The sequence below is a fragment of the Amycolatopsis sp. NPDC051716 genome (genome assembly GCF_040681595.1).
Taxonomy (GTDB): Bacteria; Actinomycetota; Actinomycetes; order Mycobacteriales; family Pseudonocardiaceae; genus Amycolatopsis.
The window spans coordinates 1-20574 of the sequence record NZ_JBFAZA010000027.1 but is presented as its reverse complement, the minus strand read 5'-3'; the positions used below and the strand labels follow the sequence as shown (position 1 = coordinate 20574).

General features: G+C 71.8%; 25 protein-coding genes. 8 read left to right on the top strand and 17 right to left on the bottom strand.

Going from position 1 to position 20574, the window contains the following annotated elements; translation table 11 throughout:
- Positions 1-135: 135 nt before the first annotated feature.
- The 6 genes from AB0M30_RS31390 to AB0M30_RS31365 form a co-directional block, all read right to left on the bottom strand.
- Complete coding sequence (locus AB0M30_RS31390) at positions 136-1089, bottom strand: Ppx/GppA phosphatase family protein (RefSeq protein ID WP_364591056.1); 954 nt, start codon at positions 1087-1089, stop codon at positions 136-138.
- A 27-nt stretch (positions 1090-1116) separates the two neighbouring features.
- On the bottom strand, positions 1117-2304 hold the full coding sequence (locus tag AB0M30_RS31385) for a lytic transglycosylase domain-containing protein (RefSeq protein WP_364591054.1): 1188 nt from the start codon (positions 2302-2304) through the stop codon (positions 1117-1119).
- A 140-nt stretch (positions 2305-2444) separates the two neighbouring features.
- Complete coding sequence (locus AB0M30_RS31380) at positions 2445-2954, bottom strand: DUF501 domain-containing protein (protein ID WP_091318049.1); 510 nt, start codon at positions 2952-2954, stop codon at positions 2445-2447.
- Positions 2955-3077: 123 nt separating this feature from the next.
- Positions 3078-3440: a septum formation initiator family protein gene (locus AB0M30_RS31375; RefSeq protein ID WP_086845214.1), complete on the bottom strand. Its 363-nt coding sequence runs from the start codon at positions 3438-3440 to the stop codon at positions 3078-3080.
- Between the two features lie 194 nt (positions 3441-3634).
- The gene (gene eno / locus AB0M30_RS31370) at positions 3635-4921 is read right to left on the bottom strand and encodes a phosphopyruvate hydratase (RefSeq protein ID WP_360163166.1); all 1287 of its coding nucleotides are present in this window, start codon (positions 4919-4921) and stop codon (positions 3635-3637) included.
- 96 nt (positions 4922-5017) lie between these two features.
- The gene (locus tag AB0M30_RS31365; RefSeq protein ID WP_364591051.1) at positions 5018-5464 is read right to left on the bottom strand and encodes a VOC family protein; all 447 of its coding nucleotides are present in this window, start codon (positions 5462-5464) and stop codon (positions 5018-5020) included.
- Between the two features lie 72 nt (positions 5465-5536).
- Here AB0M30_RS31365 and AB0M30_RS31360 point away from each other — a divergent pair, with 72 nt between their 5' ends.
- Entirely contained in the window at positions 5537-5941 is a 405-nt protein-coding gene (locus AB0M30_RS31360) for a tetratricopeptide repeat protein (RefSeq protein ID WP_103336926.1), read from the top strand.
- Positions 5942-6173: 232 nt separating this feature from the next.
- Here the strand turns inward: AB0M30_RS31360 and AB0M30_RS31355 are convergent, their stop codons facing one another.
- Positions 6174-6920, bottom strand: a complete 747-nt coding sequence (locus AB0M30_RS31355) for a murein transglycosylase (RefSeq protein ID WP_364591318.1) — start codon at positions 6918-6920, stop codon at positions 6174-6176.
- Between the two features lie 369 nt (positions 6921-7289).
- Here AB0M30_RS31355 and efeU point away from each other — a divergent pair, with 369 nt between their 5' ends.
- The 6 genes from efeU to AB0M30_RS31325 all read left to right on the top strand — a co-directional run bounded on the left by efeU (position 7290) and on the right by AB0M30_RS31325 (position 12747).
- On the top strand, positions 7290-8135 hold the full coding sequence (gene efeU / locus AB0M30_RS31350; RefSeq protein ID WP_364591048.1) for an iron uptake transporter permease EfeU: 846 nt from the start codon (positions 7290-7292) through the stop codon (positions 8133-8135).
- The gene (gene efeO / locus AB0M30_RS31345; RefSeq protein WP_364591045.1) at positions 8132-9277 is read left to right on the top strand and encodes an iron uptake system protein EfeO; all 1146 of its coding nucleotides are present in this window, start codon (positions 8132-8134) and stop codon (positions 9275-9277) included. Before efeU ends, efeO begins: the two co-directional genes overlap by 4 nt.
- Positions 9274-10548: an iron uptake transporter deferrochelatase/peroxidase subunit gene (gene efeB, locus AB0M30_RS31340; RefSeq protein WP_364591042.1), complete on the top strand. Its 1275-nt coding sequence runs from the start codon at positions 9274-9276 to the stop codon at positions 10546-10548. Before efeO ends, efeB begins: the two co-directional genes overlap by 4 nt.
- Before the next feature lie 62 nt (positions 10549-10610).
- A complete protein-coding gene (locus AB0M30_RS31335; protein ID WP_364591039.1) occupies positions 10611-11180 on the top strand; it encodes a WHG domain-containing protein in 570 nt (189 codons plus the stop codon).
- Positions 11177-12319: a GDSL-type esterase/lipase family protein gene (locus tag AB0M30_RS31330; protein ID WP_364591036.1), complete on the top strand. Its 1143-nt coding sequence runs from the start codon at positions 11177-11179 to the stop codon at positions 12317-12319. The genes AB0M30_RS31335 and AB0M30_RS31330 overlap by 4 nt, the downstream gene beginning before the upstream one ends.
- A gap of 17 nt (positions 12320-12336) precedes the next feature.
- Positions 12337-12747, top strand: coding sequence for a PPOX class F420-dependent oxidoreductase (locus AB0M30_RS31325; protein ID WP_360163180.1), 411 nt, complete (start codon positions 12337-12339; stop codon positions 12745-12747).
- 16 nt (positions 12748-12763) lie between these two features.
- Here AB0M30_RS31325 and AB0M30_RS31320 read toward each other — a convergent pair whose 3' ends face one another.
- Genes AB0M30_RS31320 through AB0M30_RS31285 form a run of 8 tightly spaced genes read right to left on the bottom strand, consistent with a single transcriptional unit; the run spans position 12764 to position 19396 of the window.
- Positions 12764-13276: a S1 RNA-binding domain-containing protein gene (locus AB0M30_RS31320; protein WP_364591032.1), complete on the bottom strand. Its 513-nt coding sequence runs from the start codon at positions 13274-13276 to the stop codon at positions 12764-12766.
- 18 nt (positions 13277-13294) lie between these two features.
- Positions 13295-13858, bottom strand: coding sequence for a hypothetical protein (locus AB0M30_RS31315; protein ID WP_364591029.1), 564 nt, complete (start codon positions 13856-13858; stop codon positions 13295-13297).
- Positions 13855-15204: a hypothetical protein gene (locus AB0M30_RS31310; protein ID WP_364591026.1), complete on the bottom strand. Its 1350-nt coding sequence runs from the start codon at positions 15202-15204 to the stop codon at positions 13855-13857. Before AB0M30_RS31310 ends, AB0M30_RS31315 begins: the two co-directional genes overlap by 4 nt.
- Entirely contained in the window at positions 15201-16004 is an 804-nt protein-coding gene (locus AB0M30_RS31305; protein WP_364591023.1) for an ABC transporter ATP-binding protein, read from the bottom strand. The genes AB0M30_RS31310 and AB0M30_RS31305 overlap by 4 nt, the downstream gene beginning before the upstream one ends.
- A 40-nt stretch (positions 16005-16044) precedes the next feature.
- A complete protein-coding gene (locus tag AB0M30_RS31300) occupies positions 16045-16833 on the bottom strand; it encodes a zf-HC2 domain-containing protein (RefSeq protein WP_364591021.1) in 789 nt (262 codons plus the stop codon).
- On the bottom strand, positions 16830-17387 hold the full coding sequence (locus AB0M30_RS31295) for a sigma-70 family RNA polymerase sigma factor (RefSeq protein ID WP_364591018.1): 558 nt from the start codon (positions 17385-17387) through the stop codon (positions 16830-16832). The genes AB0M30_RS31300 and AB0M30_RS31295 overlap by 4 nt, the downstream gene beginning before the upstream one ends.
- A 54-nt stretch (positions 17388-17441) precedes the next feature.
- On the bottom strand, positions 17442-18374 hold the full coding sequence (locus tag AB0M30_RS31290; protein ID WP_364591016.1) for a MazG family protein: 933 nt from the start codon (positions 18372-18374) through the stop codon (positions 17442-17444).
- Positions 18371-19396 carry a hypothetical protein gene (locus AB0M30_RS31285; protein WP_364591013.1) on the bottom strand — a complete coding sequence of 342 codons (1026 nt, stop codon included), beginning with the start codon at positions 19394-19396 and terminating at the stop codon, positions 18371-18373. The genes AB0M30_RS31290 and AB0M30_RS31285 overlap by 4 nt, the downstream gene beginning before the upstream one ends.
- An 85-nt stretch (positions 19397-19481) precedes the next feature.
- On the opposite strand from AB0M30_RS31285, the gene AB0M30_RS31280 reads away from it, so the two are divergent.
- Complete coding sequence (locus AB0M30_RS31280) at positions 19482-19889, top strand: hypothetical protein (protein ID WP_364591011.1); 408 nt, start codon at positions 19482-19484, stop codon at positions 19887-19889.
- Here AB0M30_RS31280 and AB0M30_RS31275 read toward each other — a convergent pair.
- Both AB0M30_RS31275 and AB0M30_RS31270 read right to left on the bottom strand, forming a co-directional pair.
- Positions 19873-20043 (bottom strand): DUF397 domain-containing protein, encoded by a 171-nt coding sequence (locus AB0M30_RS31275; RefSeq protein ID WP_364591008.1) that lies wholly within the window; start codon positions 20041-20043, stop codon positions 19873-19875. The genes AB0M30_RS31280 and AB0M30_RS31275 overlap by 17 nt on opposite strands.
- Before the next feature lies 1 nt (position 20044).
- On the bottom strand, positions 20045-20574 hold a 530-nt coding region (locus AB0M30_RS31270), incomplete at its 5' end, for a DUF5753 domain-containing protein (protein WP_364591005.1).

Genomic DNA, 20574 nt, shown 5'->3' with positions numbered 1-20574 from the left:
ACGGTCCAACGCGGACAGCAGGTCATCGCGCGCTCACCCTCGGTCCCGTTGTGGCACAAGCCCTTTCGGGCGGCCGAACGGTCGGTCAGGCGAGCGAGGGGGGCGGTGGCAGGGCGGGGTGCCTCGGTGGGCCGGTCAGACGAGGGAGAGGGCGATGCCGTCGAGGATGTCGTGCTCGCTGACGACCAGCTCCGTCGGGCCGCCGCGGGCCGCCAGCTGCTCGGCGAGGGTCTGGACCACCACCGCGCCGCCGCCGATCACGTCGACCCGGCCCGGGTGGATCACCGGGTTGGCCGCGCGGGTGGCGTGGTCCTCGCTGAGCAGGCGGGACGCGAGCCGGTCGATGTCCGCCGCGCTCAACGTGGACAGGTGCACCCGCTCGCTGTCGTACTCCGGCAGCCCCAGCGCGATGGCCGACAGCGTCGTCACCGTGCCCGCCACGCCCACCCACGTCCGGGCGCGGGCGACGTCGACCACGTCGAACGCGTCCGTCAGCACCTTGCCCGCCAGGTCACGGGCGGTCGCGATCTCGCCCGCCGTCGGCGGGTCGCTCTTCAGCGCGCGCTCGGTGATGCGGACGCAGCCGATGTCGACGGACTTCGCCGCGAGCACGTCGGCCCGCTTGCCGTCCCAGGTGCCGAGGACCAGCTCGGTCGAGCCGCCGCCGACGTCGACCACCACGAACGGGCCGTCGTCCGGGTCCTGCTCGCCCACCGCGCCGGTGAACGACAGCCGCGCCTCTTCGTCGCCGCTGATCACCTCGGCCTCGGTGCCGAGGGTTTCGCGGGTCATCCGGAAGAACTCGTCGCGGTTCTTCGCGTCGCGAGTCGCGGACGTGGCGACCATGCGGACCTTTTCCACGCCCTTGCGCCGCGCGGCGATCGTGTAGTCGGCGAGCGCGGCCCGGGTGCGCTCGAGGGCCTCGGGGGCCAGCTCGCCGGTGGCGTCGACGCCCTGGCCGAGCCGGACGATCCGCATCTCGCGGTGCAGGTCGCGCAGGTCGACCGTGCCGTCGTGGCGCGGCGTCAGCTCGGCGACGAGCAGGCGGATGGAGTTGGTCCCACAGTCGATCGCGGCAACACGAGGCATGCGATCACCCTAACCGGCGCGGATGCGTCAGGGCGTAGGCGTCGGCGGCGTGGTCGTGATCAGGACGACCGACGTGGGCACCTCCGTGACGATCTGCCCGCACGTCGGTTCCGGCGGCGTGGTCTTCGTCGACGTCGTGGTGGTCTCACTGGTGGTGCCGGTCGGTGCCGGCACGGTCGTGAAGCTCGTGATCGTCGTCGGGACGCCCGTTGTCGTCGTCGGCGGCACGCACGTGGGCGACGACGTGGTCGGTGGCTCCGAAGTGCCCGAAGTGCCCGAAGTGCCCGAAGTGGCCGGCGGCGGCGTGGAAACCGTCGTCTCCGGGACCGGCGGGGGCGGGATCGACGGCGGCGCGGGCAGGGCCGCCGCGTTCGGCGCGCCGATCGGCACCGTGCTGTCCGGCACCTGCATGATCCCGTTGCGGTAGGCGTCCGCCCACAGGACCACCGTGTTCACGTACGTGTCGGAGTTGTTGTACCGGTAGATCGCCCCGCGCAGCTGGTCCGGGTTCGCCAGGTCGAACCCGCCGGAGCACAGGTAGCGGCCGGTGGCCAGGGCCGCGTCGAAGAGGTTGTTCGGGTCGGACTTGCCGTCGCCGTTGCCGTCGGACGCGTAGCCCCGCCACGTCCCCGGGATGAACTGGGTCGGGCCGACCGCGCGGTCCCACACCGGGTCGGTGTCGAGCAGGCCCTGGTCGGTGTCCGGGATCGCGGCGAACCCGCCCTGGCCGTTGAGCTGCGGGCCGAGGATCGGCTCGCGGGTGGTCCCGGCACTGTCCACGTAGCCGCCGCGCGCGTGGTTGGACTCGATCCGGCCGATGCTGGCGATCAGGGCCCAGTCGATGTGGCAGGCGGGCTGTTCGCGGCCGAGGATGTCGGCGGCGTTCTTGTACGCGGCGAGCGCCGTGGCCGGGATGCCCAGCGGGCCGTCCGGGAGCTCGTAGGCCGGCAGGGGCAGCGGGGTGGGGACGCCGGGGAGGGTGCCGTCGACGGCGATCTGCTGGAGAGCGGCGTGCCCGGGGTCGTAGCCCTGGCCGAGCGCGGCGTCGCGGGTGTGCTCACCGGTGCCGCCGAGCCAGCCGAGGGTGCCGCCGCCGGCGACCAGCGCCGGGAGCACGGCCAGGATGCCGGTGATCAGGGGGTACGCGGTGCGGTGGCGGATCCCGAATCTTCGCGCGTAGCTCCCGGCTGCGTCTGGCAGCCGCCGCACACGCATGCTCAGAGCCCTCCTGGCCGGATCGATCGCCGCTTTCGGGACACAGCCTGCCGCAAGTGCGGCGAAGTTTCAGCCCATCGAGAGTCGCGATCGAGGTTTTCGCTCACCCAGACCAGTTATCTGTTCACAGCGCGCGAGTGTTACGCGGCGCAGTCTCCCGAGGGCCACCCGTTGGCCTTAAGCAGCGCCAGCGTCTCGTCACCGAACGGATTCACGCCGGGACCGACGGCCAGCGAGTGGGCGACGTGCACGTGCAGGCACTTGACGCGGCCGGGCATGCCGCCGGCGGTGACCTGGTGGCCGAGCGGCTCGATGGCGTCCCGCTCGGCGAGGTAGCCCTCGTGGGTGCGCTGGTACTGCGCTGCGAGCTCGGGATCGGTGGTCAGCCGCTCCGTCATCTCCTTCATGATCCCGGACGCCTCGATGGTGCCGATCATCGAGTTCAGCTTCGGGCAGGTGAGGTAGTAGAGCGTCGGGAACGGCGTCCCGTTCTCCAGCCGAGGGCTGGTCTGCACCACGGACGGGTGCCCGCTCGGGCACCGCGCGGCGATCGCGCGCAGCGCCCGCGGCGGCCGTCCGAGCTGCTCCGCGATGATCTCGCGGTCGGCGTCGGTGACGGGCTCGAACCGGTGCTGCTGCGTGCTGTTCACGGGGTCACGTTACCAATCCGGCCAAAAGCAGGCCCACCCCGAGCGGCGGGTAACCGTTGCTCCACAACTGGATGGCCGTGGCTGTGGCCGGATTGGTAACCAACAGCACAGTGAGCGTGCCCCTCAGCCGCCCGAGACCTGGTTCCAGAGGTTCTCGTACCAGGAGCTGCCCGCGACCTGCTGCTGTCCGGCCGGCGGGGCCGCGTCGGGCGCCTTGTCCTCCGGCAGCTGGACGATGTACGGCGTCTCGCCCGGCTTGACGTACCGCAGCCGCCGGCGGGCTTCGGCCTCGATCTGCGCGGGGTCGCTCAGCTCCGCCTTGCGGCCTTGGAGCTGAGCGACCTCCTGCTGCAACTGAGCCTGCTGGGCCTGCTGTTCGCGGACCTCGGTCCGCTGGGAGAGGTACGTGCGCAGGGGCACGGCGATGGTGAACGCCAGCGCGCACACCACGATCGCCACCACCGCCGCGCGGCGGGTGGTGGACATGCCGAGCACCTTCGCCGCACCCGACGCCCGCTTCGCCGCCAAGCCCCGGCGCAGCCGGGCCCTGGTGGTCTCCGCGTCGCCGGTGCGGCGGCGCGCCGCTTCGGGGCGGCGGGCCGGTGCGGGCCGGTTGCCCCGCGAAGCCCCGCCGCCACCGTCGCGGCGGCCGCGTGTCCTCCCCCGGTCCGCCATCGGCGTCAGGCCTCGGCGCTGAACCGCGGGAAGGCCAGCTCGCCGGCGTACCGGGCGGCGTCACCGAGGGTCTCCTCGATGCGCAGCAGCTGGTTGTACTTGGCGATCCGCTCGCCGCGGGCCGGGGCACCGGTCTTGATCTGGCCGACGCCGGTGGCGACCGCGAGGTCGGCGATGAACGTGTCCTCGGTCTCGCCGGAGCGGTGGCTCATCATCGACTTGTAGCCGAACGACGTGGCCAGCGAGATCGCGTCGAGCGTCTCGGACAGGGTGCCGATCTGGTTGACCTTCACCAGCAGCGCGTTGGCGGCGCGGCGGGTGATGCCCTCTTCGAGGCGGTCCGGGTTCGTGACGAACAGGTCGTCGCCGACGATCTGGACCTTCTCGCCGATCTCGGCGGTCAGGGTGACCCAGCCGTCCCAGTCGTCCTCGCTCAGCGGGTCCTCGATGGAGACCATCGGGTAGTCGCGGATCAGCTCGGCGTAGTACGCCGACATCTGCTCGGCGCTCTTCTTGCTGCCCTCGAAGGTGTACGCGCCGTCGGCGAAGAACTCCGTCGCGGCGACGTCCAGCGCGAGCGCGACGTCGCGGCCCGGGGTGTAGCCGGCCTTCTCGATGGCCTGCAGGATCAGGTCGAGCGCCTCGCGGTTGTTCGCCAGGTTCGGCGCGAAGCCGCCTTCGTCGCCGAGACCGGTCGAGAGGCCGCGGCCCTTCAGCACCGACTTCAGCGAGTGGTAGACCTCGGCGCCCCAGCGCAGGGCCTCGCGGAAGGTCTCCGCGCCGATCGGCGCGATCATGAACTCCTGGACGTCGACGTTGCTGTCCGCGTGCGAACCGCCGTTGAGGATGTTCAGCATCGGCACCGGCAGCACGTGCGCGTTCGGCCCGCCCAGGTAGCGGAACAGCTCCAGCTCGGCCGACTCGGCGGCGGCCTTCGCGACGGCCAGCGAGACGCCGAGGATGGCGTTCGCGCCGAGGCGGGACTTCGCCGGCGTGCCGTCGAGGTCGACCAGCTTCTGGTCGACGATCCGCTGGTCGACGGCCTCGATGCCGACCATCTCCGGGCCGATCTCGTCGAGCACCGCGGCGACCGCGCGCTCGACGCCCTTGCCGTTGTAGCGGCCGGTGTCGCCGTCCCGCAGCTCGACCGCTTCGTGCTCACCGGTCGACGCACCCGACGGGACCGCGGCCCGCGCCAGGGTGCCGTCGTCGAGAGCCACCTCCACCTCGACCGTCGGGTTGCCGCGCGAGTCCAGAATCTCGCGCGCGCCTACCTGCTCGATGAGAGCCACGCCATGCTCCTCGGTGCGTCGTGCCTGCGGTTTCGCGCCCAGCCTAGCCGTCGCGGCAGTTCACCCGTTGGAGGCACGGCCGGTAGCGGCCGGTCCTCAGCCCTCCGCGCGGATCGCCTGCCAGCCCGGCGGCAGCTCGACGGTCTCGGACGTCTGCTGCCAGAAGGTCCAGCTGTTGCCCCCGAGATCGGCGACGGTGTACACCCGGGCGCCGTACGGCTGGTCCTGCGGTGGATCGAGCTCGCACTCGTCCCCGAGCGCGGCGGAGATCCGCTCGTAGTGCTCGTCGACGTCGTCGACGTAGACGATGTTGAGCTGGCCGACCGGGCCGTCGACGCCCTTGGCCTGCCAGTAGTCCGGGCCGACGCCGGCGATCTGGATCGGCGCTCCGCCGGCGCGCAGGGTCGCTTGGAACACCTCGCCCGCCGCGTCGCAGAACCGGACCTCCTCGGTGAAGCCGAAGGTCCTGGTCAGCCAGGCGAGTGCCGCCGTGGCGTCGGCGTAGTAGAGGTAGGGCGCCAGGCCCCGGTACCCGCTGCTCATGGCGGCACAGTCCATCACGTCCCGATCGGAGGCGTGTGCAAGCCCCTCTCCACGGGTAACGTGGGAGCGACCATGACGGACGCCGCAGCTGCTTCGCAGCCTCCCGAGGAGTCGCGGTTTCATGCCTTCCGCCAGGCCGAAGACCTCGTCGGCCGCCGTCGTCCGCTCGACGCGCTGAAGGCGTTGCAGCCCCTGCTGGAATCCGAAACGGACAAACCGTCGGTGCACCTGCTGGCCGGGCGCGCGTACTTCCACTCCGCTCAGTTGCGGCGCGCCGAAGCGGCGTTCACCCGGGTGCTCGAACTGGACCCGACGGATCACTACGCGCGGTTCATCCTGGGCCGCACGCTGCAGCGCCTCGGCCGGCTCGTCGAGGCGCTGGCGCAGATGAAGATCGCCTCGGCGATGCACCCGGTGCCGGAGTACCTCGAGGCGATCAGCGAGGTCAAGGCCCGCATCGCGCTGCGCGAACCCTGAGCCGACCAGGGCCGAACGGCCCGGGTCACCTCGGCCGTTCGGCCGACCGAGGCGGGCCCCTCGACCGATGTCCGGCAGGCCCTCGTCCGGCGAAGCTGGTTCCAGACCGAACAGGGAGGGACCACGATGTCGATCTTCGCCACGCTGGGTGCTTACGCCGGACTGCTGCTGCTCGTGCTGATGGCCGTCACGCCGTTCGTTGCCGACCGCGAGCTCTGAACCCTCTGAACCCTCAGGGCGCGACGCTCGCCTCCGCGTAGGCGTCCGCCGCGCTGAAGACGTCCTGGCCGTACGCCAGGGCCTGGTTGTAGAACAGGATCGCCCGCCACCAGCCGGCCGGCGTGCCGAGGTCGTCGCCGCCCGAGCACAGGAACCGGGCCGCGGTGAAGGCCGCGTCGTCGATGTTCTGCGGGTCCGGGGTGCCGCCGTCGCCGCTCGCGCGCTCCTGGTACTTCTTCCACGTCGACGGCAGGAACTGCATCGGGCCGATCGCGTGGTCCCACGACTTGTCGCCGTCGAGCTTGCCGCCGTCGCTGTCGTGCACCGCCGGGATGCCCGGCGAGCCGTCCAGCGGCGGACCGACCACCGGCTTCGCCACCCGGCCGTCCGCGCCGATCGCCGCGAGGTCGAACTCCCCGCGCTCGTTCTCGACCCGGCCGATGCCCGCGAGGGTCGCCCACGAGAGGTGGCACGTCGGTTTCTGGCGCTGCATCCACATCTCCGCCCGCCCGTACGCCCCCAGCGCGCGCACCGGGACGTGCGTCTTGTCCGCGACGCGGGTCGCCCACGCGTCCAGCTCGGCCCGGTCGGACACCTGCGGCCGGTCGACCGGCGCGGCGAGCCCGGCCCGCGGTGCTTCGGCGCCGGGCTGCGGACGCTGTTCGGGGATGGCGAGCGCCGGCTGGACCGACGGCGACGCCGTCGGTGCGTCCGGGTTCCGGACACCGATGGTGACGACCAGGACCACGCCGGTGAGCACGAGCCCCACCGCGAGGGCCGCCCGGCCGAGATACCGCCGCGGCGGACCACCCGAAGGAGGCGGTCCCGGAGGCGTGACGGTCGGCTGAGCGGTATCGGCCACCCGAACAGGTTACGGACGCACTCAAGAGGGACCCCCGGAAGCCTGACCAGGCAAGCGGAAGGTAAAAACCCTCTCCCTGCCTGCGACATCACAAATTTTGTTACCGAGTCGACGCGCAGGCCCCTGACCTGCGGTTACCCTAACCTAACTTCAAAATCGAGTCCCTTTTGCCCGATTACTCCGGGTCCGCCGGGCGTACGCTCACTGGACTTACAGGTGAGCCTTACCTAAAAACATCACGGAAGCAGAACTCAGGGAGGCGGACCGGTGTTGTTCTCGAGCGCGCTGATCGGGCTGCGCGAAGGCCTGGAAGCGGCGCTGGTCGTCAGCATCCTGGTGGCGTTCCTGGTCAAGACGGACCGGCGCCACGCGCTGCGCTGGGTGTGGCCGGGTGTCGGCGCCGCGGTGCTGCTGTCGGTCGCCGTCGGCGCGGTCCTCACCTTCACGACCGCCCAGCTGACCTTCAAGCACCAGGAGCTGCTCGGCGGCAGCCTGTCGATCGTCGCCGTCGTGTTCGTCACCGCGATGATCTTCTGGATGCGCAAGGCGTCGAAGAGCATCGCCGCCGAGCTGCGCGGGAAGATGGACGACGCGCTGGACGTCGGCCCCGCGGCCGTGCTGCTGCTGTCGTTCCTCGCGGTCGGGCGCGAGGGGCTGGAGACGGCGGTGTTCTTCTACTCGACCGTCCAGGCCGCGCAGAACGAGACCGTGCAGCCGCTGATCGGCTTCGCCATCGGCATCGCGGCCGCGGTGGTGCTCGCGTACCTGCTCTACAGGGGCGCGGTGCGGTTCAACCTCGCCAAGTTCTTCACGATCACCGGTGTGCTGCTGGTGTTCGTCGCCGCGGGCGTGCTCGGCTACGGCCTGCACGACCTGCAGGAGGCCGCGTTCCTGCCCGGCATCGACACCCTCGCCTTCGACGCTTCGGCCGCGCTGCCCGAGACGTCCTGGTACGGCGCGCTGCTGAAGGGCATCTTCAACTACTCGCAGCAGACGACCGTGCTGCAGGCCGTCGCCTGGGTGGCCTACGTCGCCGTCGTGCTGCCCCTCTTCCTCAAGCCCAGCAAGAAGACCGCGCCGGCGCCCGCCGTCGCGGCCGCCTCGAAGGAGTGACCGTGCGCAAGACCCCCTCGCTGGCCGTACTGGCCGGCGCCGCCGTCCTGGTGACGCTGGCCGCGTGCGACGGCAAGAGCGACCCCGCGGGCGCCTCGGCCGGCGGTGGCCCGATCAAGGTCTCGGCGTCCGACGCCGCGTGCGAGGTCTCCGCCACCACGGCCGGTGCGGGCAACCTCACCTTCGAGATCACCAACAAGGGCACCAAGGTCACCGAGTTCTACCTCTACGCCGAGGGTGACCGGATCATGGGCGAGGTCGAGAACATCGCGCCCGGGCTCAACCGGCGGCTGATCGTCGAGGTCGCCGACGCCGGCAAGTACCAGACCGCGTGCAAGCCGGGCATGTCCGGCACCGGCATCCGCGGCGACTTCACCGTCACCGGCGGCGTCGCGAAGCAGAACGACAGCAACGCGCAGAAGGCCCAGGCCACCAAGAGCTACGCCGACTACATCGCGAACAACACCTCCGCGCTGCAGGACGAGACGGGGAAGTTCGCCGACCTCGTGAAGGCGGGCAAGGTCGACGAGGCGAAGGCCGCGTACGCGCGCACCCGCGTCTACTACGAGCGGATCGAGCCGGTGGCCGAGAAGTTCGGCGACCTCGACCCGGCCATCGACGTCCGCGAGGCCGACCTCGAGCCGAACCAGCAGTTCACCGGCTTCCACCGGCTGGAGAAGGACCTGTTCCAGACCGGCCTGCAGCCCGACAGCGGCCAGATCGCCGACAAGCTGGTGACCGACGTCAAGGACCTGGTCGCCAAGACGAAGACGCTCGAACTGTCCGCTTTGGACCTCGCGAACGGCGCGAAGGGCCTGCTCGACGAGGTCGCGACCGGCAAGATCACCGGCGAGGAAGAGGCCTTCTCGCACACCGACCTCTGGGACTTCCAGGCCAATGTGGACGGCTCGAAGGGCGCGATCACCGCGCTGCGGCCGGTCCTGCAGGCCAAGGACCCCGCGCTGGTGTCCACTCTGGACAAGGAGTTCGCGAACGTCCAGGGCCTGCTCGACAAGCAGCGGGCCGGTGACGGTTTCAAGTCCTACACCGAGCTGTCCCAGGACCAGGTCAAGGAGTTCGCCTCGGCCGTCGACGCGCTGAGCGAACCGCTGAGCAAAGTTGCGGAGGTCGTCTCCAAGTGACGTCGGCAGAGGGCATCCAAGCGGAGGGCACGCGCGTCTCGCGGCGGAAGCTGTTCGGCCTGGCGGGCGCGGGTGTCGCGCTCGCCGGGGCCGGGGCCGCCGCCGGTATCGGGATCGACAAGGCGACGAGCGGCCACGCCGAGGCGTCGACGAACACCGTCGACTTCCACGGCGAGCACCAGGCCGGGATCGTCACGCCGGCGCAGGCCAACCTGCACTTCGCGGCCCTCGACGTCACGACGAAAGACCGCGAAAAGCTGCGGCAGCTGCTCAAGACGTGGACCGACGCGGCCCGCCGGATGACGGCGGGCCAGGAGGTCGTCGCGAACGGCGCGGTGGGCAACGGCGCGTACGCCCCGCCCGGCGACACCGGTGAGGCGCTCGACCTGCCGCCCTCGAACCTGACGCTGACCATCGGGTTCGGGCCGTCGCTGTTCGACGGCCGGTTCGGCCTGGCGGGCAAGCGCCCGCCGCAGCTGATCGACCTGCCGCTGTTCCCGAAGGACAAGCTCGACCCGGCCCGCAGCGGCGGCGACCTGTGCATCCAGGCCTGCGCGGACGACCCGCAGGTGGCGGTGCACGCGGTCCGCAACCTGGTGCGGCTCGGCTTCGGCGTCACCGAGGTCCGCTGGTCGCAGCTCGGCTTCGGCCGCAGCTCGTCGACGTCGAGGGAGCAGCAGACGCCCCGGAACCTCTTCGGGTTCAAGGACGGCACGAACAACATCAAGGCCGAGGAACCCGACGTGCTGGGCGACCAGGTGTGGGCCACCGCGGCCGACGGCCCGGCCTGGATGGCGGGCGGCTCGTACCTGGTGGCGCGCCGGATCCGGATGCACATCGAGACGTGGGACCGCGAGACCCTCGACGGCCAGGAGAAGATCATCGGCCGCACGAAGGGCACCGGCGCCCCGCTGGGCCAGACCGCGGAGTTCGACGAGCTGGACCTCGACGTCGGCGGCGCGGGCGGCGAGAAGCTGATCCCGGCGGACGCGCACGTGCGGCTGGCCTCCCACCAGGCGCTGAACGGCGTCCGGATCCTGCGGCGCGGCTACAACTTCGTCGACGGCTCCGACGGCGTCGGGCACCTCGAAGCGGGGTTGTTCTTCCTGGCGTTCAACCGCGACACCCGCAAGCAGTACGTGCCGATGCAGCAGGCGCTGTCGTCGAAGGACGCGATGATGGAGTACGTCCAGCACACCGGCTCCGCGCACTTCGCGGTCCCGCCGGGCGTGACCCGCGAGTCGAGCTGGGCGGACGCCCTGTTCTCCTGACCCCGTTTGCCTAAAGCCTTTAGGTTGATCTACTCTGGCTTTAGGCAAACGGGAGAGGGCTGATGGCTCGGGCGGGATTGACCACCGAACGCGTGGTGCGCGCCGGCGCGGAGCTGGCCGATGAGGCGGGCTTCGACCGGGTGACGCCGTCGGAGCTGGCCCGGCGGCTCGGCGTCCAGGTCGCCAGCCTGTATTCGCACGTCAAGAACGCGCACGACCTGCGGACGAAGGTCGCGCTGCTGGCGCTGGACGAGCTCGCCGACGGGGCCGCCGCAGCTCTGGCGGGCCGCGCCGGGCGAGACGCGCTCGTCGCCTTCGCCGACGTTTACCGCGACTACGCCCGCGAGCACCCCGGCCGGTACGCCGCCGCACAGCTGCGGCTCGATCCGGAGACCGCCGCGGCGAGCGCCGGCCCCCGGCACGCCGAAATGATGCGCGCGATCCTCCGCGGCTACGACCTGACCGGGCCGGACGAGACGCACGCCGTGCGGCTGCTGGGCAGCGTCTTCCAGGGGTTCATCAGCCTCGAAACCCAGGGCGGGTTCGACCACAGCTCGCCCGCCGCGCCCGAAAGCTGGGTCCGCATCCTCGCCGTCCTCGATTCCCTCCTGCGTGATTGGCCACGGTCGTGATCGACATTCCCCTGACCGCGGACCTCGTCCGCGGTGCCCTCGAACTCGAACGCACCGAGCGCGGCCTGCTGCCGCACCGGCTCCCGGCTCGCGCGCGGGCGCAGAACAGCGACCCGCGGCTCGCCGTGGTCGAAGCGCAGCCCGCGGGCATCCGGCTGCGGTTCCGGACCCGGGCGGACGTCGTCGAGCTGGAGACGCTGCCGACCAAGCAGCTCTTCGCCGGCGCCCCACCGCGGCCGGACGGGGTGTACGACCTGCTCGTCGACGGCTCGTTGGCCGCCCAGGCGAGCGTGGCCGGCGGCAACACCCTGAACGTCGACATGACGACCGGGGCGTCCTCGCTTACCGCGGGGCAACCCGGTGTCGTCCGGTTCGCCGGGCTGGGCGGGCACCCCAAGGACGTCGAGCTCTGGCTGCCGCACAACGAGCTCACCGAGCTGATCGCCCTGCGCACCGACGCGCCGGTCGAGCCCGTGCCGCTCGGCCGCGTGTGGCTGCACCACGGCAGCTCGATCAGCCACGGTTCGAACGCGGCGAGCCCCGCGACGACGTGGCCCGCGCTCGCCGCCACCGCGGCCGGCGTCGAGCTGGTCAACCTCGGCTTCAGCGGCAGCGCACTGCTCGACCCGTTCACCGCGCGGGCGCTGCGCGACACGCCCGCCGACCTGATCAGCGTCAAGCTGGGGATCAACGTGGTCAACGCGGACCTGATGCGCCTGCGCGCGTTCGGGCCCGCGGTGCACGGCTTCCTCGACACGATCCGCGACGGCCACCCGGACACCCCGCTCGTGGTCGTCTCGCCGCTGTACTGCCCGATCCACGAGCAGACACCCGGGCCGGGCGACTTCGACCACGAGGCACTGGCCCGCGGCGAGGTCCGGTTCCGCGCGACCGGCGACCCGGCCGAGCGCGCGGCGGGCAAGCTGACCCTGGAGGTCATCCGCGACGAGCTGGCCCGGATCGTGGCCCAGCGGCAGGAGTCGGACCCGCACTTGACCTACCTCGACGGCCTCTCGCTGTACGGCCCGGAGGACTTCGCGGAGTTACCGCTGCCGGACGACCTCCACCCGTCCCCGGCGGCCCACCGCCGGATCGGCGCACGGTTCGCTTCGCTGGCCCTTGACTTCAAGGGAGCTTGAAGTTGGAAGCTTCGGGCATGTTCACCGAAGCAGAACTCGCCTACCTCGCCGCCCAGCCACTGGGCCGGCTGGCGACCCAGCAGCCCGACGGAACCCTGCAGGCCAACCCGGTCGGCTTCCGCTACAACCCGGACGAGAAGACCATCGACGTCACCGGGCACAACCTGCGCACCAGCAAGAAGTTCCGCAACATCGCGACGCACGACCGCGTGGCGTTCGTCGTGGACGACCTCCCCTCGACGAACCCGTGGCGGGTGCGGTGCCTGGAGATCCGCGGCCGCGCGGAGGCCCTGGTGGGCGTGAACCTGCCGGACAACCACTTCGACGACGCGGTGATCCGGATCCACCCGGAACGCATCCTCGCCTTCGGCGTGGAGGACTGGGACCGGGAGCCCCTGGAGCTGGAGACGAACATCCGCAACGTGTGATCGCCGGGCGGTGGCGTCAGGCGAGCGTGAGCCGGCGCCGCTCGCGGTCGATCCCGATCACGACGACCGTGATCGCGGCACCGGCCCGGCTTTCGCCGATGGGCTCCCGGACCAGCCCTTCGACTCCGTCGGCGACCTCGACGAAGACGCCGATCGGGGTCGACCGGATCACCCGGCCGGGCAGCTGCTGCCCCACCGCGGTGTCGTCGGCGAACGCCTGGAACGGATCCGGCTGCAACGCCCGCAAGGACAGCCGGGCTTCCAGGTTCGTGGTGTCGAACACGAGAAACTCCCCCGAGACGCGCCCGCCGACCCGCACGACTTCGGTGGCGGCTTCGAACCGGCGCCACGCCAGCTCGGGGTAGGCGACGAACCCGACGCCGGGGAAGACCGGGTGCTCGGGGCCGTCGTCCAGCGCCACGAACACGCCGAACGGTTCGATCGCCGCGACGGTGCCGGACAGGACCTCGCCGTGGTGCCGTGCTTCGAGGAACTCCCAGAGCTCGGGGTGCTCGGCTCGGCCCATCATGGTCTCCAGGCTCTCACGTCACCGGCGGCCACCCCAGGCGGTGTACGCCGCCGCTCCCGTGGCCGCCAGGAGCACCGCCGTCCAGGTGGCCGCCGGGGTTTCCGCGGGCTGCAAGGCCCAGGTCAGGACCCGGCTCAGCGTCGAAGAGTCCCGCGGGACGAACGGGCTGACCGCGGACCACGCCAGCGGGAGCGTCCAGCCGAACTGGCCGCCCGCCATCGTGGCCGCCAGGCCGGCCAAGCCCGCCAGCCCGGCCGCGTCGCGGACGATGATCGACGCCGCGACCGCCGACGGGCCCAGCTCCTGCACCCCCAGCACCACCGCGCCGGCCACGATCGCGATCAGCGCCAGGTGGGCGAACCGCCGGATCGGCCACGGCAGCGCCGCGGTCCGGTCGAGGTCGGGGTCCTGGCCGCTGAGCCCGATCGCCGCCACCGCGACCGCCGTGGTCAGCGTCAGCGCGACGACGACCGTGTTCCACGAGTCCCGCCCCAGGAACCACACCCCCGAGGTCGCCACCAGCAGGGCCGCGAAGGCCACCGGCAGCTGCCGCGAGCGGGCGTACAGCGTCGCCCACCTCATCGGAGCGCTCCCGGCACCAGCGTGTCCATCGGATCGCCCTGGCACGTCAGCAACGCCTGGCGCAGCGCGACGATCCGCGCGAACCGGACGTCCGCCGGCAGGGCCCGGAATTGCCGCCAGGCCTGCTCGATCGGGCCGGACTGACTCCTGAACCAGTTTCGGAAGAGCTCGGGCAGCGGTTTCAGCTCCCCGGTGAAGTACGCCGCCGCGATCATCCGCGCGCCCGTGTCCGACAGGCTGGGCGCACTCGGCCGCTCGCAGGACGGCACGCCGACCCCGGAGAGCACCGCCACCCGCAGGTCGCTCGCGTCCGCCGTCAGCAGTGCGTCGTTGCGCTGGAAGTCGAGCAGGACGACGCCGGGGTCGCGCTGGGTGCGTTCGAGCGGGGAGACCGGCGCGACCTGCTCCTCGACCCGGGTCGGCGCTCCGGGCAGCTTCGCCAGCATCGCGAGCGCTTCACGCCCGGGGCCGGCCAGCGCGGCCAGCCGGTCCCGGTGCAGTTCGGCCACGCAGACCGGGCCGTCGCAGACCTTCCGGGCGGCGGGGCTGTCGGCGGTGAGGGCCTCCGCCGGGAACAGCGGCAGCGCGATGGCGGCCCCGGCGACGAGCGGCAGCAGGCTCAGCAGCCGCGCTCGCACCGACCGCACCGACAGCAGCAGGAACCCGGTGACGGCGAGGCCGAGGAACCACGCCGCCTGCCCCACGTCGAGCGACGCCGCCGTCGTCACCATCGACCCGCGCGGCTCGGCCAGCGCCGGCGCCAGCGGCCCGGCCCGGCGTGGCACGACGGCGTCCAGGCCCCCTTCGAGCGACATCCAGCAGAGGACCGTCCCGACGAGGGTGAGCACGGCCAGCCCGGGGGCCGTCAGCGGGTGCGGCAGCAGCCGCCCGACGGCCAGCCCCAGCCAGCCACCGGCGACCACCGCGAGCACCCCGACGCCCAGCACCGGGAGGAAGACGGCCGAGACGAACCCGCCGTGGGCGAGGACTTCGGCGACGCCCACGCCGAACACGACCAGGTAGGCCAGCGCGGTCAGCGCGCCGACGGCGCCGGCGAGCCGGATCGCCCGGTGCCACCCAGGCCGCGGGGTGGTGGCCAGCAGCTCGGTCATGCCGGAGCGGCTGTCACGCATGCCCTGGATGGCCCCGGCGCCGACCACGACGGGCCAGAGGAACTGCAGCAGGAACCGGACCCAGATCGCGGTCGTGGTCGTGTTCGCCGACCAGGGTGCCGGGGTCTTCCACCACGGCCCCGAGAGCAGGAAGAGGAACGCGAGCGCGAAGACGACGAGCGCCAGACCGGCCCAGGGCGCGATCGAGCGCCGGAGTTCGATGCGGAAGATCACCACGCCCCCTGGCCCGGCTCGTGGTTCAGCAGCGCCGAATAACCGCGTTCGATCGGGCTGTCCCCGACGTGCTCGAGGGTGCCCGCGGCGGCCAGCCCGTCCGGCGTTCCCTGGAACACCAGCTTTCCCCCGGCGAACAGCACGACGTCCGTGCACGCCGTGGCCACGTCCTCCACCAGGTGCGTCGAGATCAGCACGCACGAGTCGCGGCCCAGTTCCTGGACCAGCTCGCGGAACCGGACCCGCTGCGCCGGGTCGAGGCCGGCCGTCGGCTCGTCGAGGAGCAGGATGTCCGGGTCGTTGACGATCGCCTGGGCGATGCCGACCCGGCGCACCATCCCGCCCGAGAGCGTCTTCATGCGGTCGTTCGCGCGGTCGGCCAGGCCGACGCGCTCCACCGCCCGCTGGACGGCCCCCGGGATGTCCTCTTTGGACATCTCCTTCAGCCACGCCAGGTATTCGACGAACTCGCGGACGGTGAACCGCTTGTAGTAGCCGAAGTTCTGCGGCAGGTACCCGATCCGCCGGCGCAGCTCCCGCTGGCCCGAGCTCCCGGCGGCCGGGGTGCCGAGCAGCGACAAGCTGCCCGACGCCGGCCGGAGCACCGTCGCCAACGCCCGGATCAGCGTCGTCTTGCCGGCACCGTTCGGTCCGAGCAGCCCGTGCACCCCCTTGCCGAGGGACAGGTCCAGCCCGTCCACCGCCATCGTCCGCCGCCCCACCCGCACCCGCAGCCCCTGCGCCTGGATTTCCCAGGCGTACGTCGCCGGTGCGACCTCGGCGGCCCCTACTGCCCGCATGCGCTTCCTCCTGAAGACCTGAAGACTGGAGACCGAAGTCCTAATGACGTGCGCCGAGCCGGGTGAACGCCGGCCCGCGCAGGGCGACGACCACCGTGGTCAGCACGAAGACCGCCGCCCACACCGGCAGCGCGCCGGTGCCGAGCGAAAACGCCTGCCCCCGCTGGACGAACGCCGGCAGGACGACGATCACCACCCACACCGCGACCAGCGCGTACGCCGCCCGGCTGACGCCGATCAGCCCGCCGAGCGCGAGCGTGCCGGTGGTGAAGGCCAGGCTCGGCAGCAGCCAGAGCGCCGGCTGGGTGCCGGTCAGCCACCCGGCGACCCCCAGCACCGGCAGGACGACGACGAGCACCGCCACCGTCCGCCGGGCGACCAGGTACAGCCCCGCCCGCGGGGTCGCGGTGACGACCTCGTAGGCCGGATCGAGCCCCCGCGCCCACGACACGGCGACCCCGAGCACCGGCAGCACCGGGGCGAAGAGCTGCACCGCCGGCACGTCGAGCACCGCGTGCCACACGCTGTCGAGCAGGAGCGCGGCCAGCGTGACGGCCACGATCATCGCCAGCCACGGCGCCATCGCCGGCGTCACCCAGGTGTCGAGCCACCGGCTCCGGCGCCGCGGCCGGGCGAGCGGCTGCCGGACCTCGGCCGAAAGCCGCTCCCAGACCAGGTCCACGACCGGCTGGACCGGTGCGGCCCGCGCGAGCCGCGCCCGGCATTCGCGGCACGCCTCGAGGTGGGCCTCGAGGCCCCACAGCTGGTCACCCGGGAGGTCGTCGCCCACCGCGTACGCGACGATGAGCCGCTCCGGCGCGTGGTTCATGACAGTGCCTCCCGCAATGCGATCCGGGCCCGGCGCGCCCGGGTCTTGACGGTCCCCTCCGGCAACCCCAGCAGGACGGCGGTCTCCCGCACGGTCAGCCCGTCGAGCACCATCGCCTGCAGCACCGCCCGCAGCTCCGGCGCGAGGTCGCGCAGCGCGGCACCGACCTCGTCGCCGATCGTCGCTGCCAGCGCCTCGTCTTCGGCCGCCACCACCGGCGCGACGTCGAGGGCCACCGCCGGCGGCGGCTGCGCGTGGTGCGCCCGGCGCCGGAACGCGTCGACCAGCCGGCGCGCGGCGATCGTCCAGACCCAGCCGACCGCGCTCCCGCCGGTGGTGGCGCCTGCGAACGACGCCGCCGCCCGCCAGACGGCCAGGAACGTCTCCTGCACGACCTCCGCGACGAGCTGCTCGTCCGCGCAGCGGCGGCGCAGGCGCACGGCGAGCCAGGGCGCCGTGCGGCGGTAGAGCTCCTCGAACGCCGCGCGATCGCCCTGGGCGGTGCGCCGGACGAGGTGGTCCTCGTCGGCGTCCTCCAGTGGCGTGTGCTTCACACCAGGCAAGACGCCGGATGCTCGGAAACGGTTCTCACCCGGACGTGTGCTGCGTCACAGTGGGCGCGGCGGCCAGAACTTCCGCCAGCCGTCGGCCTCCAGGGTCGTCGGCTCCAGCCCGGCGTCGCGGGCGGCCTGCTCGGCGGCCTGGATGTCCTTCGCGAACTGCTTGGCCACCGCCCTCAGCTCGCCCTCGGCGTCGACACCCGCCCGGCGCGCGGTGGCCGCGATGCGGAACAGCTGGGCGGCCGCCGCGGTCCCTTCGGGGAAGAGGTCGAGCGGGATGCCCGCACGCCCGGAGCGCTGCCCCAGCTTGCCCGCCAGCGCGACGGCGGGCTGGCCGAGCGCGACGCCGTCCACAATGGACCGACGTTGTTTTTCGCGCTGCTTCAGCTCTTCCCACTTGAGGTTCTGGTGCTCGACGGTGTGCACCTGGTCGGCGCCGGCGAAGACGTGCGGGTGCCGGCCGACCAGCTTCGCGACGAGCGCCGCGGCGACGTCGTCGATGCCGAACGGGTCTTCGGCGTCCTCGGCCGCGACCCGCGCGTGGAAGAGGACCTGCAGCAGGACGTCACCGAGCTCTTCGCGCAGGGCCTCGCGGTCGCCTTCTTCGATGGCGTCGAGCAGCTCGTAGGTCTCCTCGACCAGGTACTGCCGCAGCGAATCGTGCGTCTGCACCGCGTCCCACGGGCAGCCGCCCGGCGAGCGGAGCCGGTCCATCACCTCCGCGGCCTCGACCAGCGGCGGCACCGGCGTCTCGATGACCTCCGCGCCGGTCGCGATGAGCAGCGACGCCGCGGGCTCGTCGCGAGACCCGGCCAGCAGCACGACGTCCTTCAGCGAAGGCGCCTCGATGACGGCCGGGACGCCGAACGCGGCCGGATCGACGTCCGTGGCCGCGTAGACGGCGGCAGAGTCACGCAGGATCTTGAGCGCCGCGCCGGGCAGCGTCGTCCCGCGGACGATGACGACGACACCCGTGCTCACTGCTGTGCGGTCGCGGCACCGCGAATGGGCAGCACGACGCCCTGGGTGGCGTCGGAGTTGGGCACGAGGTTCATGCCCACAACATCCCACACGCCGTACCGCGGGTTGACGCGCAGGCCGCTCTGGCCGAGGTACGGCTGCAGCAGGCGGGTGCCGATCGCGGTCAGCTGGGCGTCCGTCGGCTTCTGCGCTTCCTGGTCGGCCGGCACCGGCTTGTCGGTGCCGCGGGCGCGGATGACGAAGATGAACCAGTCCGCGCTCTGCGGCTTCTGCGCCTGGAAGACGACGACGCTGTTCTTTTCCGAGCCGAAGAGCGCGGTCTGCGCGAGGCCGGGGTACTGCGCGGCGCCGAAGAGCTCGGCGGTCTGGCCGGCGGAGTACCCGCCCGGGCCGGGAGCGCCGGTCTGCTGGGCCTGCTGGCCTTCCTGCTGCGCCTGCTGGACGACCCCCTGGACCTTGCCGGGGTCGTCGGCGAACTCCTTCGCGAGGCCGAAGGCGCGGGTGCGGGCGGCCTGGTCGTTGTCGCCGGTCGCGCTGATGCCGACGTAGTCCGCGCCGACCGACAGCTTCGGCAGCACCTTCCGGGCGAGCTCCTGCTCGAGGAGGACGTCGCTCGCGACCTCGTTCCGGTCGCGCAGCTTCGAGACGATCTGCGTGACGGCGACCGGGTCGCCCTGCCCGGTGTCGGTGACCGGGGCAGGCGTCACCTGCGCGGCCAGCGCGGCGACCTTCGCCTGGTCGGCGACGAGGTTTTCCTGCTTGGTGGCGCGCAGGGTCAGTTCGTGCAGCACGGTCTGCCGGACGATCTCGCGGCCCAGCAGCTCGAGCTTGTGCTCACTGGCGAGCTTCTGCGCGTACGGGTGTTCGCGGACGGCCTGGTCGATCATCGACTGGACCCGGTCGAGGGAGACAGCTCGGTCCCCGACGATGACGGCACTGCCGACCTGGCTGGGGCCCGAGCCGCACCCGGCGAGCAGAAGTGCACCGGCAACGACCGCGACCAGCGCGCGAGGGCGCCCCATGATCCGCATCACAGGCCATACCCTCTCACACCATCGCCCCCGAAACGCAACACCCATGAGGACGCGGCGGCGGTAATGTCGACTTATGGACCATTGGCTGACCATCGAAGTGTTCGACGGGGAGCATTCGGCTTCGCTGTGGCGCCTGGCTCAAGGGGACGCTCTCACCGAAGCAGCGCTGACGAACGGCGCTGAGCAGTGGGTTTGGCACGAGCACCGCTGGGGCGTGGTGCTGGAGATCGAGTTTTTGACCGAAGAGAGGCGAGACGCGTTCAGGGCGCTGCCGGCGGTGACGGCGGCGCTGGACGCGGTCCCGGACCCGGCGCGGGGGTTGCTGGTGTACCCGGGCCGGGGCGGAGGTTCGGCGTCGCGCATGCCGCGGCGGCCCCGGCCGTTGCCGATGGCGGGCGCCGGGGCGGTTCCGGTACCGGAGGAGTCGGTGCGGATGGGGCTGGCGGAGGCTCTGCCGCCGATGTTCAGCGAAGTTTGCTGAGCCGGCTGAGCAGTTCGCGCCAGGTGGAGGTGGAGGCGGTGAGGATGCCGCCTTCACGGTCTTTGGTGTCCCGGATCAGGACAGTCCGGTCGAGGGCGACCTCAACACAATCACCAACATTGGTGTAAGAACTCTTGCGCCATTCGCTCGGCATGTTATTGCACCCCCGGCGGGTAGAGTTCGCGCATCAGGTCGGCGATCAACTCCCGCGATTGTGCCGCATCGAGGGCCCCACGGTCCAGGCCACTGAGCACGCGCCGATACGCTCCGATCTCCGAGGCCTCCTCCAGGTAGATCGAGGTTGCCTCGCTTTCGATGCTGACCACCGGCGGATAGGAACTGGATTCCATCAGCTGGAACTGTCCCGCCGATGCGGGGTGGCCACCCAGACTTGCCGGCACTATCCGGATTGCCACGTTGGGTTGCTGGGAAGTCCGCGTGAGCTGCCGAAGCTGGCCGTTCATCACTTCCACACTTCCGACCGGGAGGCGGAGCGCGAATTCGTGCACGAAGAAGCGGAATCGCACGCGCGGCCGAGTGAGGATCGCCTGCCGCGAGAGCCGAGCGAAAACATGTTCATCAAGCTTGTCGGGTAACTGTTCAGGCCATTTCGGTGTTCGTTGGCAGCCAAGGGTTTCCGGTGATGGCGTCACGCAGCGCGGTAATGATATGCAGGCCGTTTTTG